Annotated in this window: 17 protein-coding genes; 11 read left to right on the top strand and 6 right to left on the bottom strand. The window is 54.3% G+C overall.

Annotation, left to right across the window (positions count from 1 at the left end):
* Window positions 1-31 precede the first annotated feature (31 nt).
* Window positions 32-448: a 1,4-dihydroxy-2-naphthoyl-CoA hydrolase gene (gene menI / locus KGP16_RS12225; protein WP_021178115.1), complete on the bottom strand. Its 417-nt coding sequence runs from the start codon at window positions 446-448 to the stop codon at window positions 32-34.
* The gene (locus KGP16_RS12220; RefSeq protein ID WP_021804567.1) at window positions 445-3,501 is read right to left on the bottom strand and encodes an FAD-binding and (Fe-S)-binding domain-containing protein; all 3,057 of its coding nucleotides are present in this window, start codon (window positions 3,499-3,501) and stop codon (window positions 445-447) included. The genes menI and KGP16_RS12220 overlap by 4 nt, the downstream gene beginning before the upstream one ends.
* A gap of 184 nt (window positions 3,502-3,685) precedes the next feature.
* On the opposite strand from KGP16_RS12220, the gene KGP16_RS12215 reads away from it, so the two are divergent.
* Together KGP16_RS12215 and ydiK are read left to right on the top strand one after the other, a co-directional pair.
* Window positions 3,686-3,832, top strand: coding sequence for a hypothetical protein (locus KGP16_RS12215; protein WP_155621742.1), 147 nt, complete (start codon window positions 3,686-3,688; stop codon window positions 3,830-3,832).
* 45 nt (window positions 3,833-3,877) lie between these two features.
* Window positions 3,878-4,978, top strand: a complete 1,101-nt coding sequence (ydiK, locus tag KGP16_RS12210; protein ID WP_021804569.1) for an AI-2E family transporter YdiK — start codon at window positions 3,878-3,880, stop codon at window positions 4,976-4,978.
* A gap of 419 nt (window positions 4,979-5,397) precedes the next feature.
* Here the strand turns inward: ydiK and ppsA are convergent, their stop codons facing one another.
* Window positions 5,398-7,776, bottom strand: coding sequence for a phosphoenolpyruvate synthase (gene ppsA, locus KGP16_RS12205; protein WP_021804570.1), 2,379 nt, complete (start codon window positions 7,774-7,776; stop codon window positions 5,398-5,400).
* 472 nt (window positions 7,777-8,248) lie between these two features.
* Here ppsA and KGP16_RS12200 point away from each other — a divergent pair, with 472 nt between their 5' ends.
* From KGP16_RS12200 to KGP16_RS12160, 9 genes are all read left to right on the top strand, one after another.
* Window positions 8,249-9,070: a pyruvate, water dikinase regulatory protein gene (locus KGP16_RS12200; RefSeq protein WP_223501387.1), complete on the top strand. Its 822-nt coding sequence runs from the start codon at window positions 8,249-8,251 to the stop codon at window positions 9,068-9,070.
* 170 nt (window positions 9,071-9,240) lie between these two features.
* Window positions 9,241-10,287: a 3-deoxy-7-phosphoheptulonate synthase gene (locus KGP16_RS12195; protein ID WP_021178121.1), complete on the top strand. Its 1,047-nt coding sequence runs from the start codon at window positions 9,241-9,243 to the stop codon at window positions 10,285-10,287.
* Between the two features lie 745 nt (window positions 10,288-11,032).
* On the top strand, window positions 11,033-11,518 hold the full coding sequence (locus KGP16_RS12190; protein WP_021804573.1) for a glutathione peroxidase: 486 nt from the start codon (window positions 11,033-11,035) through the stop codon (window positions 11,516-11,518).
* A 155-nt stretch (window positions 11,519-11,673) separates the two neighbouring features.
* Complete coding sequence (gene hemP / locus KGP16_RS12185; RefSeq protein ID WP_021804574.1) at window positions 11,674-11,868, top strand: hemin uptake protein HemP; 195 nt, start codon at window positions 11,674-11,676, stop codon at window positions 11,866-11,868.
* Between the two features lie 95 nt (window positions 11,869-11,963).
* Window positions 11,964-14,036 carry a TonB-dependent hemoglobin/transferrin/lactoferrin family receptor gene (locus KGP16_RS12180; RefSeq protein WP_094981796.1) on the top strand — a complete coding sequence of 691 codons (2,073 nt, stop codon included), beginning with the start codon at window positions 11,964-11,966 and terminating at the stop codon, window positions 14,034-14,036.
* A gap of 67 nt (window positions 14,037-14,103) precedes the next feature.
* Window positions 14,104-15,138, top strand: coding sequence for a hemin-degrading factor (locus KGP16_RS12175; RefSeq protein ID WP_094981797.1), 1,035 nt, complete (start codon window positions 14,104-14,106; stop codon window positions 15,136-15,138).
* Window positions 15,135-15,965: a hemin ABC transporter substrate-binding protein gene (locus tag KGP16_RS12170; protein WP_094981798.1), complete on the top strand. Its 831-nt coding sequence runs from the start codon at window positions 15,135-15,137 to the stop codon at window positions 15,963-15,965. Before KGP16_RS12175 ends, KGP16_RS12170 begins: the two co-directional genes overlap by 4 nt.
* Window positions 15,965-16,969: an iron ABC transporter permease gene (locus KGP16_RS12165; protein ID WP_094981799.1), complete on the top strand. Its 1,005-nt coding sequence runs from the start codon at window positions 15,965-15,967 to the stop codon at window positions 16,967-16,969. Before KGP16_RS12170 ends, KGP16_RS12165 begins: the two co-directional genes overlap by 1 nt.
* Window positions 16,962-17,747, top strand: coding sequence for a heme ABC transporter ATP-binding protein (locus tag KGP16_RS12160; RefSeq protein WP_094981800.1), 786 nt, complete (start codon window positions 16,962-16,964; stop codon window positions 17,745-17,747). Before KGP16_RS12165 ends, KGP16_RS12160 begins: the two co-directional genes overlap by 8 nt.
* Before the next feature lie 27 nt (window positions 17,748-17,774).
* Here the strand turns inward: KGP16_RS12160 and KGP16_RS12155 are convergent, their stop codons facing one another.
* The 3 genes from KGP16_RS12155 to KGP16_RS12145 form a co-directional block, all read right to left on the bottom strand.
* Complete coding sequence (locus KGP16_RS12155; protein WP_094981801.1) at window positions 17,775-19,217, bottom strand: protein adenylyltransferase SelO; 1,443 nt, start codon at window positions 19,215-19,217, stop codon at window positions 17,775-17,777.
* A 284-nt stretch (window positions 19,218-19,501) separates the two neighbouring features.
* Window positions 19,502-20,239, bottom strand: a complete 738-nt coding sequence (locus tag KGP16_RS12150; RefSeq protein ID WP_021804581.1) for an EAL domain-containing protein — start codon at window positions 20,237-20,239, stop codon at window positions 19,502-19,504.
* A 301-nt stretch (window positions 20,240-20,540) separates the two neighbouring features.
* On the bottom strand, window positions 20,541-21,554 hold the full coding sequence (locus KGP16_RS12145) for a lipoate--protein ligase A (RefSeq protein ID WP_059202022.1): 1,014 nt from the start codon (window positions 21,552-21,554) through the stop codon (window positions 20,541-20,543).
* Between the last annotated feature and the right edge of the window lie 35 nt (window positions 21,555-21,589).

The following is a 21,589-nucleotide window of genomic DNA, read 5'->3' as shown; positions in this document are numbered from 1 at the left end:
ACCCCGCAGGCGAAAACCTGCGGGGTTGGTGTTACTCCAATACTGCCGTGGTCAGCCGTGAGGTACAGCAGAGGCGATCGCGATCGTCGAAGATCTCGATCTGCCAGACCTGATTGCGGCGGCCGGCGTGCAATGCACGACAAACCCCGCGCACCTGCCCTTTAAATACCGCGCGCAGGTGGTTGGCGTTAATCTCTAACCCCACCACCTTTTGTTCCCCTTCGGTGCACAGATACCCCGCCATTGAGCCCATCGACTCGGCCAGCACCACCGAAGCCCCACCGTGTAACAGGCCAAACGGCTGGGTAGTGCGGTGATCGACGGGCATCACCGCCTCTAAATAGTCATCTTCCAAGCGGGTAAACTGAATGCCCACATGGGCCACCATGCATCCTTCACCGCTTTGGTTGAGTTGTTCCAGCGTTGTTTCACGTTTCCACAGCTTCACGCAATCATCTCCAGAAGTGCCTGTAATGGATGCCGCACGCCATTGCCTTCAATGCGTTTTACCTGGCTGCGGCAAGAATAACCGGTCGCCAGACAGCGTTGCCTTGGCAAACGCTGTAGCGCCTGATGCCATGATAGCTCATAAATCCCCAGGGAATTTTGCAGATTCTTGGCTTCGTGACCGTAAGTGCCCGCCATGCCACAGCAACCCACGCTGACGTTTTCCAACTTGGCGCCAAAACGGGCAAAGATGGCGGCCCACTGCTGGGTACTCGCCGGTAATGCGGTAGTTTCGGTACAGTGGCCAAACAGATACCAGGCTTCACCGGTCGCAGGCTGTTCTGCTCGTTCTGCCAGCAACTGTTGCAACCACTCATGAACCAGTTGCACCTGGAAATTACCCCGCTCGGCCCCGAGAATTTCTTGATACTCGTCGCGATAACACAGCACCAACGCCGGATCGACACCCACCATCGGCATCCCCAGTTTGGCTACCCGGTTAAGAAAGTCCGCTGTCTTGCGCGCCGTTTTGGCAAAGCGTGTCAGGAACCCTTTGATATGCTGTGCCTTGCCGTTCGGTGAGAATGGCAACAGCACCGGCTTGTAGCCCAGCTTTTCCACCAGCCGTACAAAGTCTGCCACAACCTGGGCATCGTAATAGCTGGTAAACGGATCCTGCACCACCAGCACATGCTGTTCGCGCTGGCTTTCGCTCAATGCTTCCAACTGTTCAAGCGTCATGCTGAACGCGCTATGGCCCGACAGTTGTTGGCGTAACGTTGGGCTCGATAGCAGCGGTAAATCCACCATACCTATGCTGCTGCGGCTCAGTTCGCGCACCCATGGCTGCTTGAAGAAGAAGTTGAACACCTTTGGCGCTTTGGCCATCAACGGGGTATAGCTCTCAACGCCAGCGACCACGTAGTCACGCATTGGGCGCAGATAACGGGTGTGATAAAGCTGCAGGAAGCGCGAACGGAAGCCCGGCACGTCGATCTTGATCGGGCACTGGGTCGAACAGGCTTTACAGGCCAGGCAGCCAGACATCGCTTCTTTGACTTCATGGGAGAAGTCATATTCGCCCTTGCCTGCATGCCAGCTATTACGGGTTTTCTCAACCAGCGTGCGGAAGCTGAGGCGCTGCTGCGGCAACTGCTTTTCCAGTGCGACGGGGTCCACGCCCTGCTCTGCCAATAAGCGTAACCATTCGCGAACCAGGGCCGCTCGGCCTTTCGGCGAGTGGATCCGATTCGCGGTGATCTTCATCGATGGGCACATCGGGCTGTGGACATCAAAGTTAAAGCACAGTCCGTTGCCGTTACACTCCATCGCGCCACGGAACGAAGTGCGGACATCGATGGGGATGCGGCGATCCAACGTGCCACGTTTCACCGCATCGACTTTCATCATCACGGCATCTACGCCCAGCGGCGGGCAGATTTTCCCCGGATTGAGGCGATTGAGCGGGTCAAACGCGGCCTTGATGCGGCGCAGTTCTTCATAGAGCTCCTCGCCGAAGAACGCCGGGCTATACTCCGCCCGGAAGCCCTTCCCGTGTTCTCCCCACAACAGGCCGCCATACTTGGCGGTTAACGCCACCACCTGGTCAGATATTTGCTTCATCAGCACTTCTTGCTGGGGATCGCACATATCTAAGGCCGGGCGCACATGCAGCACACCAGCATCAACGTGGCCGAACATACCGTAGCTCAGGTTATGGCTATCCAACAGTTGGCGGAACTCGGTGATATAGTCGGCCAGATGCTGCGGCGGCACGCAGGTATCTTCGGCAAACGGGATGGGTTTGGCCTGCCCTTTGGCGTTACCCAGCAACCCAACCGCCTTTTTGCGCATATTGTAGATACGCTCAATGCCGGTCAAATCGCCGCAAATCTGATAGCCGATCACCCCAGCCTGTTGCTCGGAGATCAGATCGTCCAGACGCTCGCACAACGCTTCCATCTGGCCGTCGATCAGTTCTTTATCGTCACCGGCAAACTCAACGATGTTCAACCCGAGCATCTCTTTATCGGGCACGTTGGTGATCAGTTCGCTGACCGAGTGCCAGACGATATCTTCGCGGGCCAGATTCAGCACTTTAGAGTCGATGGTTTCCACCGACAGCGCCTTGGCTTCCACCATAAAGGGCGCATTGCGCAGGGCCGAATCGAAAGAGTCATATTTGACGTTTACCAGCCGCCGCACCTTCGGCAGCGGTGTGATATCCAGCCGCGCTTCGGTGATAAAGGCCAAGGTCCCTTCGGCACCGGTAAGAATGCGGGTCAGATCGAAGGTTTGCAGATCGTCGCTCAGCACGTGGCGCAGATCGTAGCCGGTTAGGAAGCGGTTAAGCTTGGGGAATTTTTCCAGGATCAGTGCGCGTTGCTCGCGACAACGGTTCAGCACGGTGTGGTAGATCCGCCCCTCTGGCGTATCTTCCTGGGCAATCGTTTCCGCCAGCGGCGTTGGCATGGCGCGAGTGTCGATCATTTCGCCCCCCAGCAACACCGCCCGCAGCCCCAGCACGTGGTCTGAGGTTTTGCCGTACACCAGCGAGCCCTGGCCAGACGCGTCGGTATTGATCATGCCACCTAGGGTGGCGCGGTTGCTGGTAGAAAGCTCCGGCGAGAAGAAATAGCCGAACGGCCGCAGATACTGGTTAAGCTGGTCTTTAATCACTCCGGCCTCTACCCGCACCCAACCTTGCTCGACGTTGATGTCCAGAATGCGGTTCATGTAGCGCGACATATCAACCACAATGCCGGTGTTAAGTGCCTGCCCATTGGTGCCGGTGCCACCACCGCGCGGGCTGAAGGTGAGCGCCTTGAAGCGCTCCTCGTCGGCCAGCCGGGCGATAAGCGCCACATCGGCGGTTGAGCGAGGAAACACCACCGCATCGGGCAACAGCTGGTAAATGCTGTTATCCGTCGCCATCGTCAACCGATCGGCATAGCTAGTGGCGGTATCGCCGTTGAATCCGCTCTGTTTTAACGCGGCCAAAAAGTCCAGCACCCGTTGAACGAGGCCGGATGCCTGAGAAATTTGTGGGATCATTCGCTTGTTTGACTCTGTCTGCTCTTCATTGCTTAACCGGGCCCGGAACTGACCCTCCCCTGTCTTTTATTATCACGATAACCGCAAGGGCCGTTACCCGCCCCTGCATCATCGCTATCTACCTCATAATGGCGGGTGTTTTGCCGCTTGTACATCCTGAATTTGGCATTATTTGGCGGGGAAAATGATAGCGCAACCGATGGCTGCGCTATCGGCAGAAGAAAATCTGGCGGTTATTCCACTGCGCTTAATAGTGAAAGGCGGTACCGCTGATGACGTTCCACGGCAAAATGTGCTGCTGACTGTGAAAGTTGCCAAAAATGCTCCATGATAAAAGGGTACCAAGGAATTAACTCACTAGGATGAAAACGCATTCATGACACAACCGCAACGCCGCTACGATTTACCGACGATAATTTTTGGTGTGCTGTTTATCGCCATTATGATCGTCGCCAGTTTTTGGGTCATTCAACCCTTTATTCTGGGATTTGCCTGGGCATCGATGGTGGTGATCGCCACCTGGCCGGTATTGATTAAACTACAGAGCCTACTTTGGGGCCGCCGGTCGCTAGCCGTGCTGGTGATGACCATCCTGCTGCTCTTACTGTTTGTGCTGCCTATTGCCCTATTGATCAGCAGCGTGGTGGACAACAGCGCGCCAATCGTAGCCTGGGTGAACTCTCCGGGCCAGCTCCACGTTCCACAGTTGGAGTGGCTGCGTTCCATTCCAGTGATCGGGCACAAAGTCTATAACAGCTATCATCTGTTGGTGAACACCGGTGGTAACGCTCTGGTGGCCAAAATTCAACCTTACTTTGGCCAGACCGCCACCTGGTTTGTCACCCAGGCAGCGCATATTGGCCGTTTCCTGATCCACTGTTCGCTAATGTTACTGTTCAGCGCCTTGCTGTACGCCCGCGGTGAGCAGGTTGGCATGGCGATCCGCCATTTTGCCGTGCGCCTTGCTTCCACTAGGGGCGACGCGGCCGTGTTACTGGCCGGGCAAGCGATCCGTGCAGTCGCATTAGGCGTGGTGGTGACCGCATTGGTGCAGTCGATCCTGGGCGGTATTGGGCTGGCCGTTTCCGGCATTCCGGCGGCCACCTTGCTGACCGTAGTGATGTTCGTCTTTTGCCTCGCTCAACTGGGGCCATTGCTGGTCTTGGTCCCGGCCATTATCTGGCTTTACTGGACCGGTGATACCACCTGGGGCACCGTGCTATTGGTGTGGAGCTGTGTGGTCGGAACTCTGGATAACTTCCTGCGCCCGGCGCTAATCCGCATGGGTGCCGACCTGCCGTTGATTCTGATCCTGTCAGGCGTTATCGGTGGCCTGCTGGCCTTCGGGATGATTGGCCTGTTTATCGGCCCTGTCGTGTTGGCGGTCTCTTATCGGTTGGTTAGCGCCTGGGTGAACGAAGCTCCAGAGCCCACCGCCGATCTGGAAGAAGTCGCCAAAGATTTAGAACAGTTGTGATCCCTACATCGCCTGCTCATTCATTGGGCAGGCGATTAATCAAAATATTCCCATTCCCCACCGCATCGTTCCCGATAATTATTCTGCTGACTCACCTGCTGCAATAATAGATGCCATTCAAGTACCTGTTCTCACAATGAACCATTACAAACCAGGCTGTTTGATTGGGACGATTCTTAATGACGCGCGCCAGATAACTGCCTAGTATGAAACTCTATCTTGCTGAAAATCATTGCTTTCCATGCATTGCTTGCCAGTCAAGTCAGCTAACAAGGTAACCTCGAATCACTGAATTGCTGTGTGTAGTCTTTGCCCGTCTTTTGATGGGCTTTTTTTTGTGCAAAATAACCCGCCAATATAAAAAAACCGCCAGGTTTAACCGGCGGTTTTATGTTTTCAATAGACGTTGTTATTCAGGTTTACTTTCTTTGTGACAAATTAACCCAGGTCTGCACCACGGTATCCGGGTTAAGCGACAGGCTATCAATCCCCTGATCCATCAGCCACTCGGCAAAGTCCGCATGGTCTGACGGGCCTTGTCCACAGATGCCGACATATTTGCCGTGACGCTTGGCCGCCTGGATCGCCATGGAAAGCAGCGCCTTGACCGCCTCATTGCGCTCGTCAAACAGCTCAGAGACCACTCCGGAATCGCGATCCAGCCCCAGCGTGAGCTGCGTCATATCGTTGGAACCGATAGAGAAACCATCAAAGTGCTCAAGGAACTGATCGGCCAGCAAGGCGTTGGAAGGGATCTCACACATCATAATCACTTTCAGCCCGTTCTCGCCGCGCTTCAACCCTTGACGCCCCAACTCTGCCACCACGGCCTCCGCCTGAGCCACGGTACGCACAAACGGCACCATCACCTCAACGTTGGTTAGGCCCATCTCATTACGTACCCTCTTCATCGCGGCACATTCCATGGCGAAGCAGTCTCGGAAGCTGTCCGCCACGTAACGACCCGCGCCACGGAAACCTAGCATCGGGTTTTCTTCGTGCGGCTCATATTTCTCGCCACCTACCAGGTTGGCGTATTCGTTAGATTTAAAATCGGAAAGGCGCACAATCACGCGCTTCGGCCAGAATGCCGCGCCCAACGTGGCGATCCCTTCAGTCAAACGACCGACATAGAACTCGACCGGATCGTCATAGCCCAACATCAGCGTTTTTATTTCTGCCTGCAGCTCTGGGGTTTGCTGGTCGAACTCCAACAGGGCACGCGGGTGTACGCCGATCATGCGGTTGATAATAAACTCCAACCGGGCCAGCCCTACGCCTTCATTTGGCAAGCGAGCGAAGTCGAACGCACGGTCAGGGTTTCCGACGTTCATCATAATCTTCAACGGAAGTTCCGGCAGTTCAGTGACTTCCGAGCTTTGCACGCTGAATTCCAGCATGTCGCTGTAGACAAAGCCGGTGTCGCCTTCGGCGCAGGAGACGGTGACTTTCTGCCCTTCTTTCAGCAGGTCCGTTGCGTGGCCACAGCCTACAACGGCAGGGATCCCCAGTTCACGGGCAATGATCGCTGCATGGCAGGTACGCCCACCACGGTTGGTTACGATCGCTGCCGCCTTCTTCATGATCGGTTCCCAATCCGGGTCGGTCATGTCGGTGACCAACACGTCGCCCGGCTCGATGCGATCCATTTCGCTGATATTGTGGATGACCTTCACCGGGCCTGCCCCAATACGATGGCCAATGGCTCGCCCTTCTACCAGCACGGTGCTGTTACCGTTCAGTTGGTAGCGTTCCATCACCTGCTCATTGGAGCGCACGGTTTCTGGCCGCGCCTGGACTATCAGCAGCTTGCCGGTGTGGCCGTCTTTGGCCCACTCGATATCCATCGGGCGGCCATAGTGTTTTTCGATCAACAACGCCTGATGTGCCAGTGCCTGGACTTCATCATCGGTCAAAGAGAAACGATTGCGTTGCTCTTCTGGCACATCTTCGATACGGACCTGCTTGCCGTGATCCTGTGAAGGTGCGTACACCATGCGGATTTTTTTCGAGCCAAGGTTGCGGCGCACAATGGCCGGTTTGCCCTTCAGCAGCGTCGGTTTATGGACATAAAACTCATCCGGGTTGACCGCCCCTTGTACCACCATTTCCCCCAAGCCGAACGCCGAGGTAATAAATACCACCTGATCAAAGCCGGATTCGGTATCAATGGTAAACATGACCCCAGAGGAAGCCAGGTCGGAGCGCACCATGCGCTGTACACCGGCGGAAAGCGCCACGCCACGGTGATCGTAACCCTGATGCACACGGTAAGAGATGGCCCGGTCGTTAAACAGAGAGGCGAAGACGTGTTTGATCGCCACCATCACCGCATCAATGCCCTGCACGTTGAGGAAGGTTTCCTGCTGGCCAGCAAACGAGGCGTCTGGCATATCTTCGGCCGTGGCGGAAGAACGCACGGCAAAGGAGGCTTCGCTTTCGCCCTCGGACAGTTGTTGGTACGCCAGGGTAATTTCACGTTCAAATTCCGCGTGGAAAGGCGTATCGATCACCCATTGGCGAATTTGCGCACCGGCCTTGGACAGTTGAGCAATATCGTCCACGTCAGTCTGATCCAGCAGCTGATAAATGCGCTGGTTAACCCCACTTTGCTCAAGAAAATCGTTAAATGCCTGGGCGGTGGTGGCGAAACCGTTGGGTACGGCCACGCCCAAATCGGAGAGATTGGTGATCATTTCACCGAGGGAGGCATTTTTGCCACCGACACGGTCAACGTCGTGCATGCCAAGCTGGTTGTACCAAAGCACATTACGCAAGTCTGGGCCATTGTTAGACATCGAGACAATCCTTATTGCTATCAGTAGGGTATTGACGGATTTTTGACGGGTACCGCAAAAACGGCACCCACCCACACTAGCACAATGATCCATAGACAATAGACAGGTGAATCGATCAAGCCAATGAAGAAAATAGCAATTAAGAGAATTCCAGCGAGCACAATTTTATTAGGGATCGTTCCCTAACTGGCTAAAAGCTTACAATTCAACAAATTATGTATTATTTAAACTTTTGCTTAAATACCCGTAATTTTAGTGATTGATTTGACGAAAATAGCGCCAATTTGCGTCGGAGCAGGTAGTTAAAATAGCACCATTCATTTTATTAAAAATGAAATATAGTTTTATTAAATATATTCAATTGCCGCGAATGATCCCCAGCGTCACAAAATTTCTGTCCTCCTCTTTACCGTATGTGGGTATGCAGACCATGATGTTGCTATCCGTCGTTTCAGGCATTAAGGAGTTATGGGTGGAAAGAAGCGTTTTTTATATCTCGGATGGCACGGCCATTACCGCCGAAGTATTGGGGCATGCGGTGCTGTCACAGTTTCCCGTCAAGGCCACCACTTTCACTCTGCCCTTTGTGGAAACCGAAGCGCGTGCGCGGGGCGTATGCCAGCAGATCAATGATATTTACCAACAAACCGGTGTGCGCCCACTGGTGTTCTATTCGATTATCTCGCCGGAGGTTCGCCAGGTGATCACCCAAAGTGAAGGATTCTGCCAGGATATCGTGCAAGCCCTGGTTGGCCCGCTGCAGGGGGAATTAGCGGTGGATCCAACGCCGGTCCCTAATCGCACCCACGGGCTGACGGAAAACAATCTGGGCAAGTATGACGCCCGGATCGCGGCCATTGAATACACCCTGGCCCATGATGACGGCATATCGCTGCGCAATCTCGATCAGGCGCAGGTGATCCTGCTCGGCGTATCCCGCTGCGGTAAAACCCCTACCAGCCTGTATCTGGCGATGCAATTTGGTATCCGCGCGGCCAACTATCCGTTTACGGCCGATGATATGGACAATTTGCAGCTACCCACCGCGCTAAAGCCGTTTCAACATAAATTATTTGGGTTGACCATTAACCCAGAGCGGTTAACGGCGATCCGCGAAGAACGCCGCGAAAACAGCCGTTACTCTTCCCCGCGCCAATGCAGGATGGAAGTTGCCGAAGTGGAAGCACTGTTTCGCAAAAACCAGATCCGCTACCTCAATACCACCAACTATTCGGTGGAGGAGATCTCCACCAAGATCCTCGATATCCTCGGTATGAGCCGGCGAATGTTCTGATAGTAGGGGCTGGCCGGATAGTCGTCCATCCCCCCTCTTTTGTGCTTTTTTACCGGTTTTAATCAGCCGATCACAATCTCTACGGTTGAAATCAGCCGTTTTTGCGTTATTGTGATCGCCATCACTTCCCGGTATTCCTGCCGTCGCGAAGAACAGTTTTAGAGACAATCATGCACAAAACAGATGAACTGCGGACCGCGCGCATCGACAGCTTGGTCACGCCTCAGGCGTTGGCAGAAAAGTTGCCGATCTCAGCATCGGTAGCCGATAACGTGACAGCGTCACGTAAACGTATTGAAAAAATCCTCACCGGCGAAGATAAGCGCCTGTTGGTAGTGATTGGCCCCTGCTCCATTCACGATCTGGATGCGGCAATGGACTATGCCACCCGTCTTAACGTACTGCGCGAGCGCTATCAGGATCGCCTGGAAATCGTGATGCGCACCTATTTTGAAAAACCGCGCACCGTAGTGGGCTGGAAAGGCTTGATTTCCGATCCCGATCTGGACGGCAGCTATCAGGTCAACCGTGGTATTGAGATGGCGCGCAAGCTGCTATTGTCAGTAAACCAGCTTGGCCTGCCAACGGCGACCGAGTTTCTGGATATGGTGATCGGCCAGTATATTGCCGACCTGATCAGCTGGGGCGCGATTGGCGCTCGCACCACCGAAAGCCAGATCCACCGTGAAATGGCTTCGGCGCTCTCTTGCCCGGTCGGTTTCAAAAATGGCACCGACGGCAATACCCGCATCGCCATTGATGCCATCCGTGCCGCGCGCGCCGGTCATATGTTCCTGTCGCCAGACAAAACCGGCCAGATGACCATTTACCAGACCAGCGGTAATCCTTATGGCCATATCATCATGCGCGGCGGCAAGACGCCAAACTATCACGCGACCGATGTGGTAGCCGCCTGTGATAGCCTGCGCGAGTTCGATTTACCTGAACAGCTGGTGATCGACTTCAGCCACGGCAACTGCCAGAAATTGCATCGCCGCCAGTTGGAAGTGGCGGAAAACGTCTGCCAACAGATCCGTGCAGGCTCCGTGGCCGTCGCAGGCGTGATGGCCGAAAGCTTCCTGGTGGAAGGCACGCAGAAGATCGTGGCTGGCCAATCACTAACCTACGGCCAATCCATTACCGACCCTTGCCTGAGCTGGTCGGACAGCGAGCAGTTGCTGGCTATGCTGGCCGATGCGGTGGATACCCGTTTCTGATTATTTTAGCCAGCATGCTTTTGGCCTGCTGGCTCTCATTTATCCGTTCACGCAGTATCACTTTCGTGATGGGATTGAAAACTCAATAATTCATCCACTCAATCATAAAAACCAAAAAAGGGATGAAAGAAAGCGTTACGTACAACATACCTATGTTATCTATTTCTTTTAGACGTTTCTTTCCTTTACCCCACCGTATTACACAAGCCAATAGCATGAGAATAATGCAAAAATTTGCAGTGAAAATCTTATAGCCACTAGATACCCCTGCAAACAAAAGCATCAAAGAGGCAAGTGCCATTGTATTCCTCTTAACGTCTGGAAATACTCCCAACCCCACAAAGAAGTGGCAACACACTGATAATATTAGAAAAATAACAATTAACACATTCACATCATCTCCCTATGTAACAATTAGCTCATACTTTCCCTATTTACGTAGATACCACAAAAAAAATAACATTACACATTCAAAAACCCAAGCGTCAATGCCTGTAAAATAAAAGCTGAACACCTATGATTACTCACTCAATTAAACATTTTAAATATAAAATGGCATTTGCATATGATGCTTGCTTTAATTTAATTATTGTTTTCCAACGAGTAAGTGGGGATCTTAAACACTGCATTACCGGATCTTCATCACCTAAATCAGGTTATTGATGCCATATTCTACGAAGTATTCTTACGTCATTCCGCTATACTTGCCAAACATCTGAACTAAACCGATCTGGAGCCCTCTTCCGTGAACCATTCACTGCTGTCCATTCCCTGTATCACCCTGCAAGGGGAACATAAAACGCTGGCCGACTTCCCGGCGCGAGCCTACCTGGTGGTCAATACCGCCAGCAAGTGTGGCTTTACCCCGCAGTATGCGGGCTTGGAAAAGCTGTGGCAGTATTATCGCTCACGCGGGTTGATGGTGCTGGGCTTCCCCTGCAATCAGTTTGGCGGACAAGAGCCGGGCAATCCGCTGGAGATTGCCAACTTCTGCACCCTCAACTATGGCGTCAGCTTTCCGCTGTTCAGCAAGATCGACGTCAATGGCGCGCAGGCGCATCCCCTGTTCAGCGAGTTAAAACGCCGTGCTCCCGGTCTGTTAGGTAGCCAACGTATCAAGTGGAACTTCACCAAATTCCTGCTCACCGCCGATGGCGAGCGCATCACACGCTTTGCCCCCATCACCAAACCTGAGCGCCTGTTCAGCCGTATCGAAACTTTGTTGAAATAGCCGTTTTATCAGCAAATTGGTCGCAATCAATCCAGCCCCGGTAAGCATGACGACAAAAAGGTTCCATCGGTAAGAAAATTTCCCTTGATGTAACCTTTCGCTAACATGATAATGATTATCAATTTGATATTAATTACCATTTACCGGTTGAATTTATGGACAATCTCAATAATTGCCAACAGTCCAACAACGCTTTGGTGACTCCTGACGGCAGTGCTCCTGCCGCTTTACCGCCCTGCTTCGACAGTGCCGAGCTGCTGGGCACCGATGGGCTGGCGGTGATCATCCATCAAGGGCAACGCTATCAACTTCGCCAAACCAAAGCGGGAAAATTGATCTTAACCAAATAACGTCTTAGTTCCTTTTAACGCCAGCCACCCCGATCTTGCGATCCAGGCAGCCAGCAAATCTATTGATATGTTTAAAACATACGGAGAGTTGCCACATGCCTGCCATTTTTGCCTCCCGGCTGCGTTTATCCGCATTAAGCCTGGCCATTGCCTGCGCTTTGCCTACGGTGGTTTTTGCCCAGACCGACACCAGTGTTTCCGCTGCCACCAAGGCACAAGAAAAAAACAAAGATGAGACCATGACCGTGGTCGCCACCGGTAATCAGCGCAGCAGTTTTGAAGCGCCGATGATGGTGACGGTGATCGACGGCAACAGCCCTCAGAGCCAAACCGCCACCACCGCCGGCGATATGCTGCGTCATGTGCCTGGGGTTACCGTAACCGGTACTGGCCGGAGCAATGGGCAAGACATTATGATGCGGGGTTACGATCGCCGTGGCGTGTTGATCCTGGTTGATGGTATTCGTCAGGGAACCGATACCGGCCATATCAATGGCACCTTCCTGGATCCTGGCTTGGTAAAACGGATTGAAGTAGTGCGTGGCCCATCGGCACTGTTGTACGGCAGTGGCGCATTAGGTGGGGTTATCTCCTATGAAACGGTGGATGCCGCCGATCTGCTGTTGCCCGGCCATAACACCGGCTACCGCGTGTTCGGCACAGCGGCTACCGGCGATCATAGCCTGGGCATGGGCGCCAGCGCTTACGGTAAAACTGACGTTCTCGATGGTCTGATCTCTTTCGGCACCCGCGATATTGGCGATATTCGCCAGGGCGATGGCTTTAATGCACCGAACGACGAGACCATCAGCAACGTTCTGGCCAAAGGCACCTGGGCCATCGATGACAACCAGTCCCTGAGCGGTAATCTGCGTTATTACAACAACCGGGCGCAAGAACCTAAGAATCCGCAAACGCCTGATGTTTCCAGCAGCAATGTGTTAACCGACCGTTCCACCATTCAGCGTGACGCACAGCTCGGCTATAAGCTCAAGCCCACAGGCCAGGATTGGCTGGATGCCGATGCCAAGCTCTATTACTCCGAAGTAGAGATCAATGCGCATACCGACGGCAGCACGGATGAAGCTCGCAAACAAACTACCAAAGGTGGCAAGCTGGAAAACCGTACCCGCCTGTTTGCTGACAGCTTCGCTTCGCACCTGTTTACCTATGGTAGCGAAGCCTACCGACAGGAACAGACGCCAGGGGGGGCAACAGAGAGCTTCCCGCAGGCCAAAATCAACTTCGCTTCCGGCTGGTTGCAGGATGAGATCACTCTGCGTGACCTGCCCGTCTCTTTCCTGGCCGGGACGCGTTATGACAACTACAAAGGCTCTAGCGACGGTTATGACGACGTCAATGCCAACAAGTGGTCATCACGTGGTGCGATGAGCGTTACCCCTACCGATTGGCTGATGATGTTCGCCTCCTATGCTCAGGCGTTCCGCGCACCAACCATGGGCGAGATGTACAACGACTCCAAGCACTTCTCGATCCCGATGGGCCCGACCACCATCACCAACTATTGGGTGCCTAACCCGAATCTGAAGCCGGAAACCAACGCTACGCAGGAATACGGCTTCGGCTTGCGCTTTGACGATCTGTTAATGGCCGATGACAGCCTGCAATTCAAGGCCAGCTACTTCGATACCAAAGCCAGAGATTATATTACTACCGGTGTCACCATGGAGTTAGGCCGTGGCCCACGCGGTATGTACTGCATCAGCTGTACTACCTTCTCAACCAATATCGATCGCGCCAAGATTTGGGGATGGGATGCCTCGCTGAACTATAAAACCCGGTGGTTCGGTTTGGATCTGGCCTACAACCGCACACGTGGTAAAGATGAAGCGACGGGTGACTGGCTCTCCAGTATCACCCCGGATACGGTCACCAGCGTGTTGGATATTCCTATTGCCGAGACCGGTTTATCCACCGGCTGGGTGGGAACCTTTGCCCAGAGTGCGCACCACGTAGCTACCGGCTACAGCAAGCAAGCCGGGTATGGCGTGAACGATTTCTACCTAAGCTATAAAGGCCGCGAAGACCTGCAGGGCGTCACCACTACCGTGGTACTGGGGAACGCTTTCGATAAAGAATATTACTCACCACAGGGCATTCCGCAGGATGGTCGTAACGCCAAACTGCTGGTCAGCTATCAGTGGTAACCCTTTGAACCACAGCGGGCAGACCGTTTTTGCCCGCTCCTCACCCACTAACACAGGAATCAAATTAATGAGCGAGACCCTATACCAACGTTATGAACAGGCGAAAATTGATCACCCAGGTAAATATGCCCGCGATCTGGCCGAGCTGTTGGGTATCAGCGAAGGCGAACTGACCCACGCCCGCGTCGGCCACGATGCTCGTCGCCTGCAGGCCGATGCCCGTACGCTGCTGACCGAACTGGAACAGGTTGGCGTCACCAAATCCATCACGCGTAACAGCTATGCGGTACACGAGCAGGTTGGGCGTTATCAGAATCAGCACCTCAATGGCCATGCCGGGCTGATCCTCAATCCGCGCGAGCTGGATCTGCGCCTGTTCCTCAACCACTGGGCCAGCGTTTTTGCCCTGAGTGAAACCAACAAGCGTGGCGTGCGCCACAGCATTCAGTTCTTTGATCATCAAGGCGACGCGCTGCATAAGGTCTACACCACAGACGAAACCGATCTCGCCGCCTGGTTCGCCCTGGTCGAGCGCCATCGAAGTGCGGAAAACCCGACACTGGAGCTGCAAGCGGCCGAAATTAAAGAGAGCAACAGCGCACCAGATGCCGCCAAAATCGATGCCGACTGGCGAGCCATGACCGACGTCCACCAGTTCTTCCAACTGCTGAGCCGCAATAATCTGACCCGCCAACAGGCCTTCCGCGCCGTGGGTAACGATCTGGCCTATCGTGTGGACAACAGCGCGCTGACGGCGCTCCTGGAAGCCGCCAAGTCTGCGCAGAACGAAATCATGATCTTCGTCGGCAACCGGGGCTGTGTGCAAATCTTTACCGGCCAGATTGAGCGCCTGATGCCGCAGGACGGCTGGGTCAACATCTTCAATCGCCACTTTACCCTGCACCTGATTGAAGGGGCGATCGCCGAAAGCTGGATCACCCGCAAACCAACCAAAGATGGCGTGGTCACCAGCCTGGAGCTGTTTGCTGCCGATGGCACCCAGATCGCGCAACTTTACGGGCAGCGTACCGAAGGCCAACCGGAGCAGCTCCAGTGGCGTGAGCAGGTTGCTGCACTTGAACCGAAGGAAGTCGCCGCATGATAGCTTCATTGCCCCGTCGCCTGGCGCTGTGCATCGCCCTGGCGTTTCCATTAGCCGCCGTGGCGGCCGAGAGGATTGTTTCGATAGGTGGTGACGTGACCGAAATTGCCTTCGCGCTGGGCGCGGGCGATGAAGTTGTGGCACGAGACAGTACCAGTTTGCACCCTGCTGCGGTGCAGAAATTGCCCGACGTAGGCTATATGCGCCAGCTGAATGCCGAAGGTATTCTGGCGCTGAAACCCACCCTGATCCTGACTACCGAGTTGGCAGAGCCAGCGTTGGTACTCAGGCAATTGGAAGACAGTGGCGTAAAGGTGGTGCGTATCCCTGGGGATACCACCGTGCAGGCGGTGCCCGAAAAAATCAGCGTGATAGCCGATGCCATCAATCGCAGTAGCCAAGGCAAGCAGTTGGCCGAACGCTATCAGCAACAGTTGGCAGCGATAGCCAATACGCCGCTACCGGTGAAAGTGCTGTTCGTGATGAGTCACGGAGGTATCACCCCCATGGCCGCGGGCCAGCAAACCGCGGCAGATGCCATTATCAGAGCCGCTGGGTTGAAAAACGCGATGCAAGGTTTCAGCCGATACCGCCCGCTCTCGCAAGAGGGCGTGATTGCCAGCGCACCAGACTTGCTGTTGGTGACTACCGATGGCGTTCGCTCCATCGGTGGCCAGGAAAACCTGTGGCTGTTGCCCGGCATGGCTCTGACACCGGCGGGGAAAAATCGCCGCGTGCTGATCGTTGATGATATGGCACTGCTCGGTTTTGGTCTGGAAACGCCGCAGGCGCTGGGCCTGTTGCGTAAAGCGGCGGAGCAAAAGTAATGCGTTGCCGAACCTCACCCCGCCTGGCGATCGTCAGCCTGCTGATCCTGCTGACGATCCTGGCGCTTGGGGCCGCTAACCTTGGGGCGTTGACACTGTCATTTCGAACCCTGTGGCAGGCTCCTTTCAGCGATGCCTCCTGGCATATCTGGCTGAATATTCGCCTGCCACGCGTGCTATTGGCCGTAGTGATCGGCTGCGCGTTGGCGGTTTCCGGGGCGGTGATGCAGGGATTGTTCCGCAACCCCTTGGCCGATCCCAGCCTGTTGGGGATCAGCAGCGGCGGCGCACTGTTAGTCGCCCTGGTGATCGTCATGCCGCTGGCCCTGCCCCCGCTCATCGCTCTGTATAGCCATATGCTGGCGGCGTTTCTTGGCAGCCTGCTGGTTTCAATACTGATTTATGGCATCAGCCGCAGCGGACACGGCAGCCTGTCGCGGCTGTTGCTGGCCGGTATCGCCATCAATGCGCTGTGCATGGCAGCGATTGGTGTGCTGTCGTACCTCAGTAGCGACCAGCAATTACGTCAATTTTCGCTGTGGATGATGGGCAGCCTTAGCCAGTCACAGTGGCCCACCCTGGTGGTATCCGCTTCGCTGATCCTGCCTGCCGCATTGCTGACGCTGTTACAGGCTCGTCGTTTGAATCTGCTACAGCTGGGCGATGAAGAGGCACATTACCTTGGGGTCAATGTGCAACGCGCCAAGCTGCAGTTGCTATTACTCAGCGCCCTGCTGATTGGGGCCGCCGTAGCGATGAGTGGCGTGATCGGCTTTATTGGCCTGGTGGTCCCCCACCTGGTGCGCATTCGGCTTGGGGGCGATCACCGCTGGTTGTTACCAGCCTCTGCACTCGGCGGTGCCTGCCTGCTGCTGGTGAGCGATACCCTGGCACGTACGCTGGTCGCCCCGGCAGAAATGCCGGTAGGCCTGATGACCAGCCTGATCGGTGGTCCCTATTTTCTGTGGCTGGTGATGCGCCAGCGGGAGCGCTCCGATGGATGATTCATCAATGCTGATAGCACGGCAGTTGCGTTACAACCTGGGGGATCGCCGGCTGATCACCGATGTCTCCCTAAGCATCGCCAGCGGTGAGATGGTGGCGATTATTGGCCCCAACGGCGCGGGGAAGTCGACCCTGCTTCGCTTACTTACCGGTTATCTGGCCGCTGAATGTGGCGAGTGCCGTCTGCAAGGTAAACCGCTTGAGCAGTGGCAACCGCAGCAGTTGGCCAAGGTCCGGGCGGTAATGCGTCAACACAGCGAGCTGGCCTTTCCGTTTACCGTAGAAGAAGTGGTGGCCATGGGACGCTCTCCGCATAGCGGGCGCGATGCCAAACGGGCGATCCAACAGGTGATGGAGCAGACCGATTGCACCAGCCTGGCCCACCGTGATTACCGCCAGCTTTCCGGCGGGGAACAGCAGCGGGTGCAACTGGCCAGAGTATTGGTGCAGTTGTGGCAGCCACAACCTGCACCATCCTGGTTATTCCTTGACGAACCCACCTCGGCGCTCGATCTGTATCATCAACAACATACCTTACGCCTGCTCCGCTCCCTGACGCGTCAGCAGCCGTTGGCGGTCTGTTGCGTATTGCACGATCTTAATCTGGCCGCGCTGTACGCCGATCGCATTCTGCTGTTGCATCAGGGCCGCCTGGTCGCTTCCGGTACCCCGCAGCAGGTATTACAGACGGATATCCTGACGCGTTGGTATCAGGCAGATCTCAGTGTCGCCGCCCACCCAGAGACCGCACTGCCGCAGGTGTTTTTACGTCAGTAACGGTAAGCCATGGAGGGCTTGCTGCATTTAGCTCGAACAGGAAATTTCCAGATGCTTGCCCCAATCCGGTGGCAAGGCCGCCAGATCGTCATACTGGGCATCATCGGCAAAAGGTTGCAGCAACGCCTGGTGCAAACGTGCCAGCTTAGTGACATCGTCCTGCTCTGCCGCTTCGATGGCCTGCTGCGCCAGATAATTACGCAAGATCAGTTTAGGATTCGCCAGCTTCATCGCTTGCTGGCGCTCGGCATCACTCACCTGTTCAAGCTGTAAGCGCTGGCGATATTGTTGATACCAGCCGTCAAACGCCTCTCGATCGATAAATTCATCGCGCATTGGCGTTTGCGACTGTTGCTGCTCAACATCGCTCAACAGACGGAAGGTGCGAGTATAGTCACGCCCTTCTTGTGCCATCAGACTCAATAAGCCAGTCAGCAGATCGTTATCCTGTTTTGACGGGGTGAAGAAGCCCAGTTTGGCACGCATTTGCTCGCCATAAGCCTGCATCAGCGCCGGTTCATAGGCGGCTAGCGCCTGCTGTAACTGCTCGGCACTCAGCAAACCGGACAGCGTTTGCGCCAATCGATGTAGATTCCATAGCCCCACGGCTGGCTGGTTATCGAACGCATAACGGCCCTGATGATCGGAGTGATTGCAGATATAGTCTGGCTGGTAGTCATCAAGGAATCCATAAGGCCCATAATCCATCGTCAGGCCGAGGATCGACATATTGTCGGTATTCATCACCCCGTGGGCAAACCCCACGCACTGCCAGTGAGCAATCATACGTGCGGTACGTTCCACCACATCGGTAAACCACAGCAGATAGCGATCTTGTTCATCAACCCATTGCGACCAATGGCGCGCAATAACGAAGTCCGCCAGTTGCCTGACCTGTTCCGACTGTTTGCGGTAATAGAAATGTTCGAAATGACCAAAGCGGACATGGCTTTCCGCCACTCGCAGCAGCATTGCCCCGCGCTCCGGTTGTTCACGGAACACCGGATGCTCGCTGGTGACAATTGTCAGGGCCCGCGTCGTCGGGATCCCTAAATGGTATAGCGCCTCGGAGGCCAGGAATTCACGGATCACCGAGCGCAGCACCGCCCGCCCATCGCCCATGCGGGAATACGGCGTTAACCCAGCGCCTTTCAGATGCCAGTCCATACTGCGGCCGTCCGCGAGCCGCTGTTCACCCAGCAGGATCCCCCGGCCATCTCCCAACTGCCCCGCCCAGGAACCAAACTGATGGCCGCTGTAAACCTGCGCCAAAGGCTGCATGCCGGGTAACAGGGTTTCACCTGCCCAGATTGGCGTTTTCTCTGGAGTAAACCAGCTAGCGTCCAACCCCAGTTCCTCAGCCAGCGGCTGGCTGTAATACAGCAAACGGGCCGCTTTGAGCGGCGTCGGCTGCAGTGCGGTATAAAAACCAGGCAGCTGTTGGTAATAAGCGTTTTCAAATTGCGGCATAGGCCCTCCGTAACGCTTAGTGTAGAGCCTGGAGGAGCGGATTAACACGGAGGATTTACAAGGGAATCGCCCCTGGCCGGAAAGCAGCAGGGGCGTGGTAGACTAAAAAGCGGTGGTGAGCCCTGTTAGCTTGGTTATTTAGCGCCGGCGACGTGAGTCTTTTAATGACCTACTACGCGCATGGCTAAAGTGCTTTATCAATGATAAAGCGACAATAATTATCAGTACTGGGATCACGGTAAAAATCATCCAGTCCACTATTTACCCCGGTGTGTAAGCAAAAATCAGTTATTATTATCGAACTCTTCAGCAATCCTGCGTAGAGACCGCAGATTATCCACACTGATGGCAGGCCATAAAAATCCCTGTAGCCCTAAAACACCGGTGTTGGTCAGTTTATTGAAATACTCATGTTTCTCAATGCCGCAAACAATAACTCCCTTACAAAGTTGATTGATATTCTTAAGCAGTGAATCGATAACCAGGTCATATCCCTGTTGGGTAACCAATTGCCAATAAAAACGTTTGTCGATCTTCACAACATCAAATAAACCATCGTACAAGGCGGTCAACGTCGCTTTGCCCGAACCGAAGCCATCGAGCCACAGCGAAAAGTAAGCACTTAACAAGCGGATTTTCCCGTTGTCTTTCCCCGCGGAAAGGTTGGGGAAACTCTCATTGATTTCAAAGGCAATAAACGGCAACTGCTGAACGCGTTGACGACGCTCTTCGCTGCCAAGCAGCCAATCGACAACCGTTTCTTCGATATTAATGGTCAACAGCACCTTGTTGGCAACAAACCACGAGGCCTGCTTTTCGGCCAGCATTAACTGGTCGTTGAATAACTCAATCCTTTGTTCCGGGGTTAATAACCGCAGGCCGATCTCCGTAGGCATCGCCAGGTTATCGCCCGAGCCAGTAAAACGGGTGAGAAGTTCCACCGCCAGTAATCTTCCCGTCATGGCGTAAATCGGCAGGAAGACATACTGACTAATAAAATCAACGTCAGATTGAATATTCATTTTAATGCCAGAGGCTTAATGGCGTGCAAAACATCCTATAACAATAAGTTATACCGATCAATCCCTGGGAGATAGTTCAGAAATAGTAATGCGATTAGCCAGGCATTGCCAAGTAATTGATAGTTTTAGCGATGTTTTTTTGTGCAGGCAGTCAGATGCGTTAATTTACTTTGCGGCAGCTATCGTTACAAATTAATAGCCTTATGCAAGGTGTGAATTCATTTTTGATGTTCAACGATCAGGTGATGCGGCGACCACCTGATTTTATTAATAAAATTCCTAATTTATTTGCCACACAGCACTACTTGATGGTTTCCAACAGCCAACGCCGCAACTCACTAAGCTCGTTCTCCTGCTGCGGATATTGCGCTACCAGCTGTGCACAACAGTCTGCCAACGCCTCGCTGCGATAGGCACAGCCCACCAGCTTTTCGGCCAAAGTCTGTAATGGCGCAGGGTTAAGGCTGTCGGTGAAGATCTGCGCGCGTACAATCGCGCCCTTCTCCACGTCAAAGAAGATATCCACCCCACCCCAGGTAAAGCGCTCATTCAGCAAGTGGCTAAACGCTGGCGCTTTGCCAAAATTCCATTCCCAACTGCTCTGCTTGGCAAATTGCTGGGCAAAATCAGGCAGGTCTGGGAAGACATCCGGGGAGATCACTTCCGGCTGTGCCGTTTCACCATAATGGGCGAAGAAAGCCTGAATGACGGCGTCACAAACCTGCTGATGGTCGATTTCTGGCACAAACTCGGCCAGGTTGGCGACCCTGGAACGCACGGAAGTGATGCCTTTCGCCTGCAATTTTTTCGGATCGGGATTGAGATAGTCTGCCAGGCGATTGAGATCGGCATTCAACAGCAGCGTACCGTGATGAAAACCGCGATCCTGAGTTTCGCGGTAGGCTGAGCCGGAGATCTTGCGCACTCCGTCGGCCGTTTCGACCACCAAATCGTTACGTCCGGAAGCCGAAGCATCAACACCCAGCTGTTTCAGCGCCGCCAGAATAATGCCGGTAGAGACGGTTTTATCATAGCCGGGCTTACCGGCCATAAAGGTAAAGCAGGTATTGCCCAGGTCGTGAAACACCGCCCCGCCGCCGCTGCTGCGCCGTGCCAGACGAATGCCATCCTGTTCCATCCGCCGGGTATTGCACTCTTTCCACGGGTTCTGCGACTGGCCGATCACCACGGTTTCGGCATTACGCCACAGGAAGAGGATTTTTTGCGTGGTCATTTCGCGGAAGATGCACTCTTCTACCGCCAGATTAAACCAGGGATCGTAGGAATCGGAAATCAATAAACGTAAGGAATTCATGGCAGTCACCTCATCATGCAGTGCTGCCATAATAC

This window comes from Serratia sp. JSRIV006 (assembly GCF_019968685.1).
In the GTDB taxonomy this organism is placed as follows: domain Bacteria; phylum Pseudomonadota; class Gammaproteobacteria; order Enterobacterales; family Enterobacteriaceae; genus Chania; species Chania fonticola_B.
The sequence above is the reverse complement of the archived record's forward strand: the minus strand, read 5'-3'. Positions and strand labels throughout refer to the sequence as shown.

Excerpts from the sequence above, each read along its gene's own strand:
- KGP16_RS12215 (WP_155621742.1), top strand. The coding sequence starts at position 3,686 with ATGATAGCGCAACCGATGGCTGCGCTATCGGCAGAAGAAAATCTGGCG.
- KGP16_RS12150 (WP_021804581.1), bottom strand. The coding sequence starts at position 20,239 with ATGAATATTCAATCTGACGTTGATTTTATTAGTCAGTATGTCTTCCTG.
- ppsA (WP_021804570.1), bottom strand. The coding sequence starts at position 7,776 with ATGTCTAACAATGGCCCAGACTTGCGTAATGTGCTTTGGTACAACCAG.
- ydiK (WP_021804569.1), top strand. The coding sequence starts at position 3,878 with ATGACACAACCGCAACGCCGCTACGATTTACCGACGATAATTTTTGGT.
- KGP16_RS12160 (WP_094981800.1), top strand. The coding sequence starts at position 16,962 with ATGGATGATTCATCAATGCTGATAGCACGGCAGTTGCGTTACAACCTG.
- KGP16_RS12165 (WP_094981799.1), top strand. The coding sequence starts at position 15,965 with ATGCGTTGCCGAACCTCACCCCGCCTGGCGATCGTCAGCCTGCTGATC.
- KGP16_RS12155 (WP_094981801.1), bottom strand. The coding sequence starts at position 19,217 with ATGCCGCAATTTGAAAACGCTTATTACCAACAGCTGCCTGGTTTTTAT.
- KGP16_RS12220 (WP_021804567.1), bottom strand. The coding sequence starts at position 3,501 with ATGATCCCACAAATTTCTCAGGCATCCGGCCTCGTTCAACGGGTGCTG.
- KGP16_RS12145 (WP_059202022.1), bottom strand. The coding sequence starts at position 21,554 with ATGAATTCCTTACGTTTATTGATTTCCGATTCCTACGATCCCTGGTTT.
- KGP16_RS12170 (WP_094981798.1), top strand. The coding sequence starts at position 15,135 with ATGATAGCTTCATTGCCCCGTCGCCTGGCGCTGTGCATCGCCCTGGCG.
- KGP16_RS12180 (WP_094981796.1), top strand. The coding sequence starts at position 11,964 with ATGCCTGCCATTTTTGCCTCCCGGCTGCGTTTATCCGCATTAAGCCTG.
- KGP16_RS12195 (WP_021178121.1), top strand. The coding sequence starts at position 9,241 with ATGCACAAAACAGATGAACTGCGGACCGCGCGCATCGACAGCTTGGTC.
- KGP16_RS12175 (WP_094981797.1), top strand. The coding sequence starts at position 14,104 with ATGAGCGAGACCCTATACCAACGTTATGAACAGGCGAAAATTGATCAC.
- hemP (WP_021804574.1), top strand. The coding sequence starts at position 11,674 with ATGGACAATCTCAATAATTGCCAACAGTCCAACAACGCTTTGGTGACT.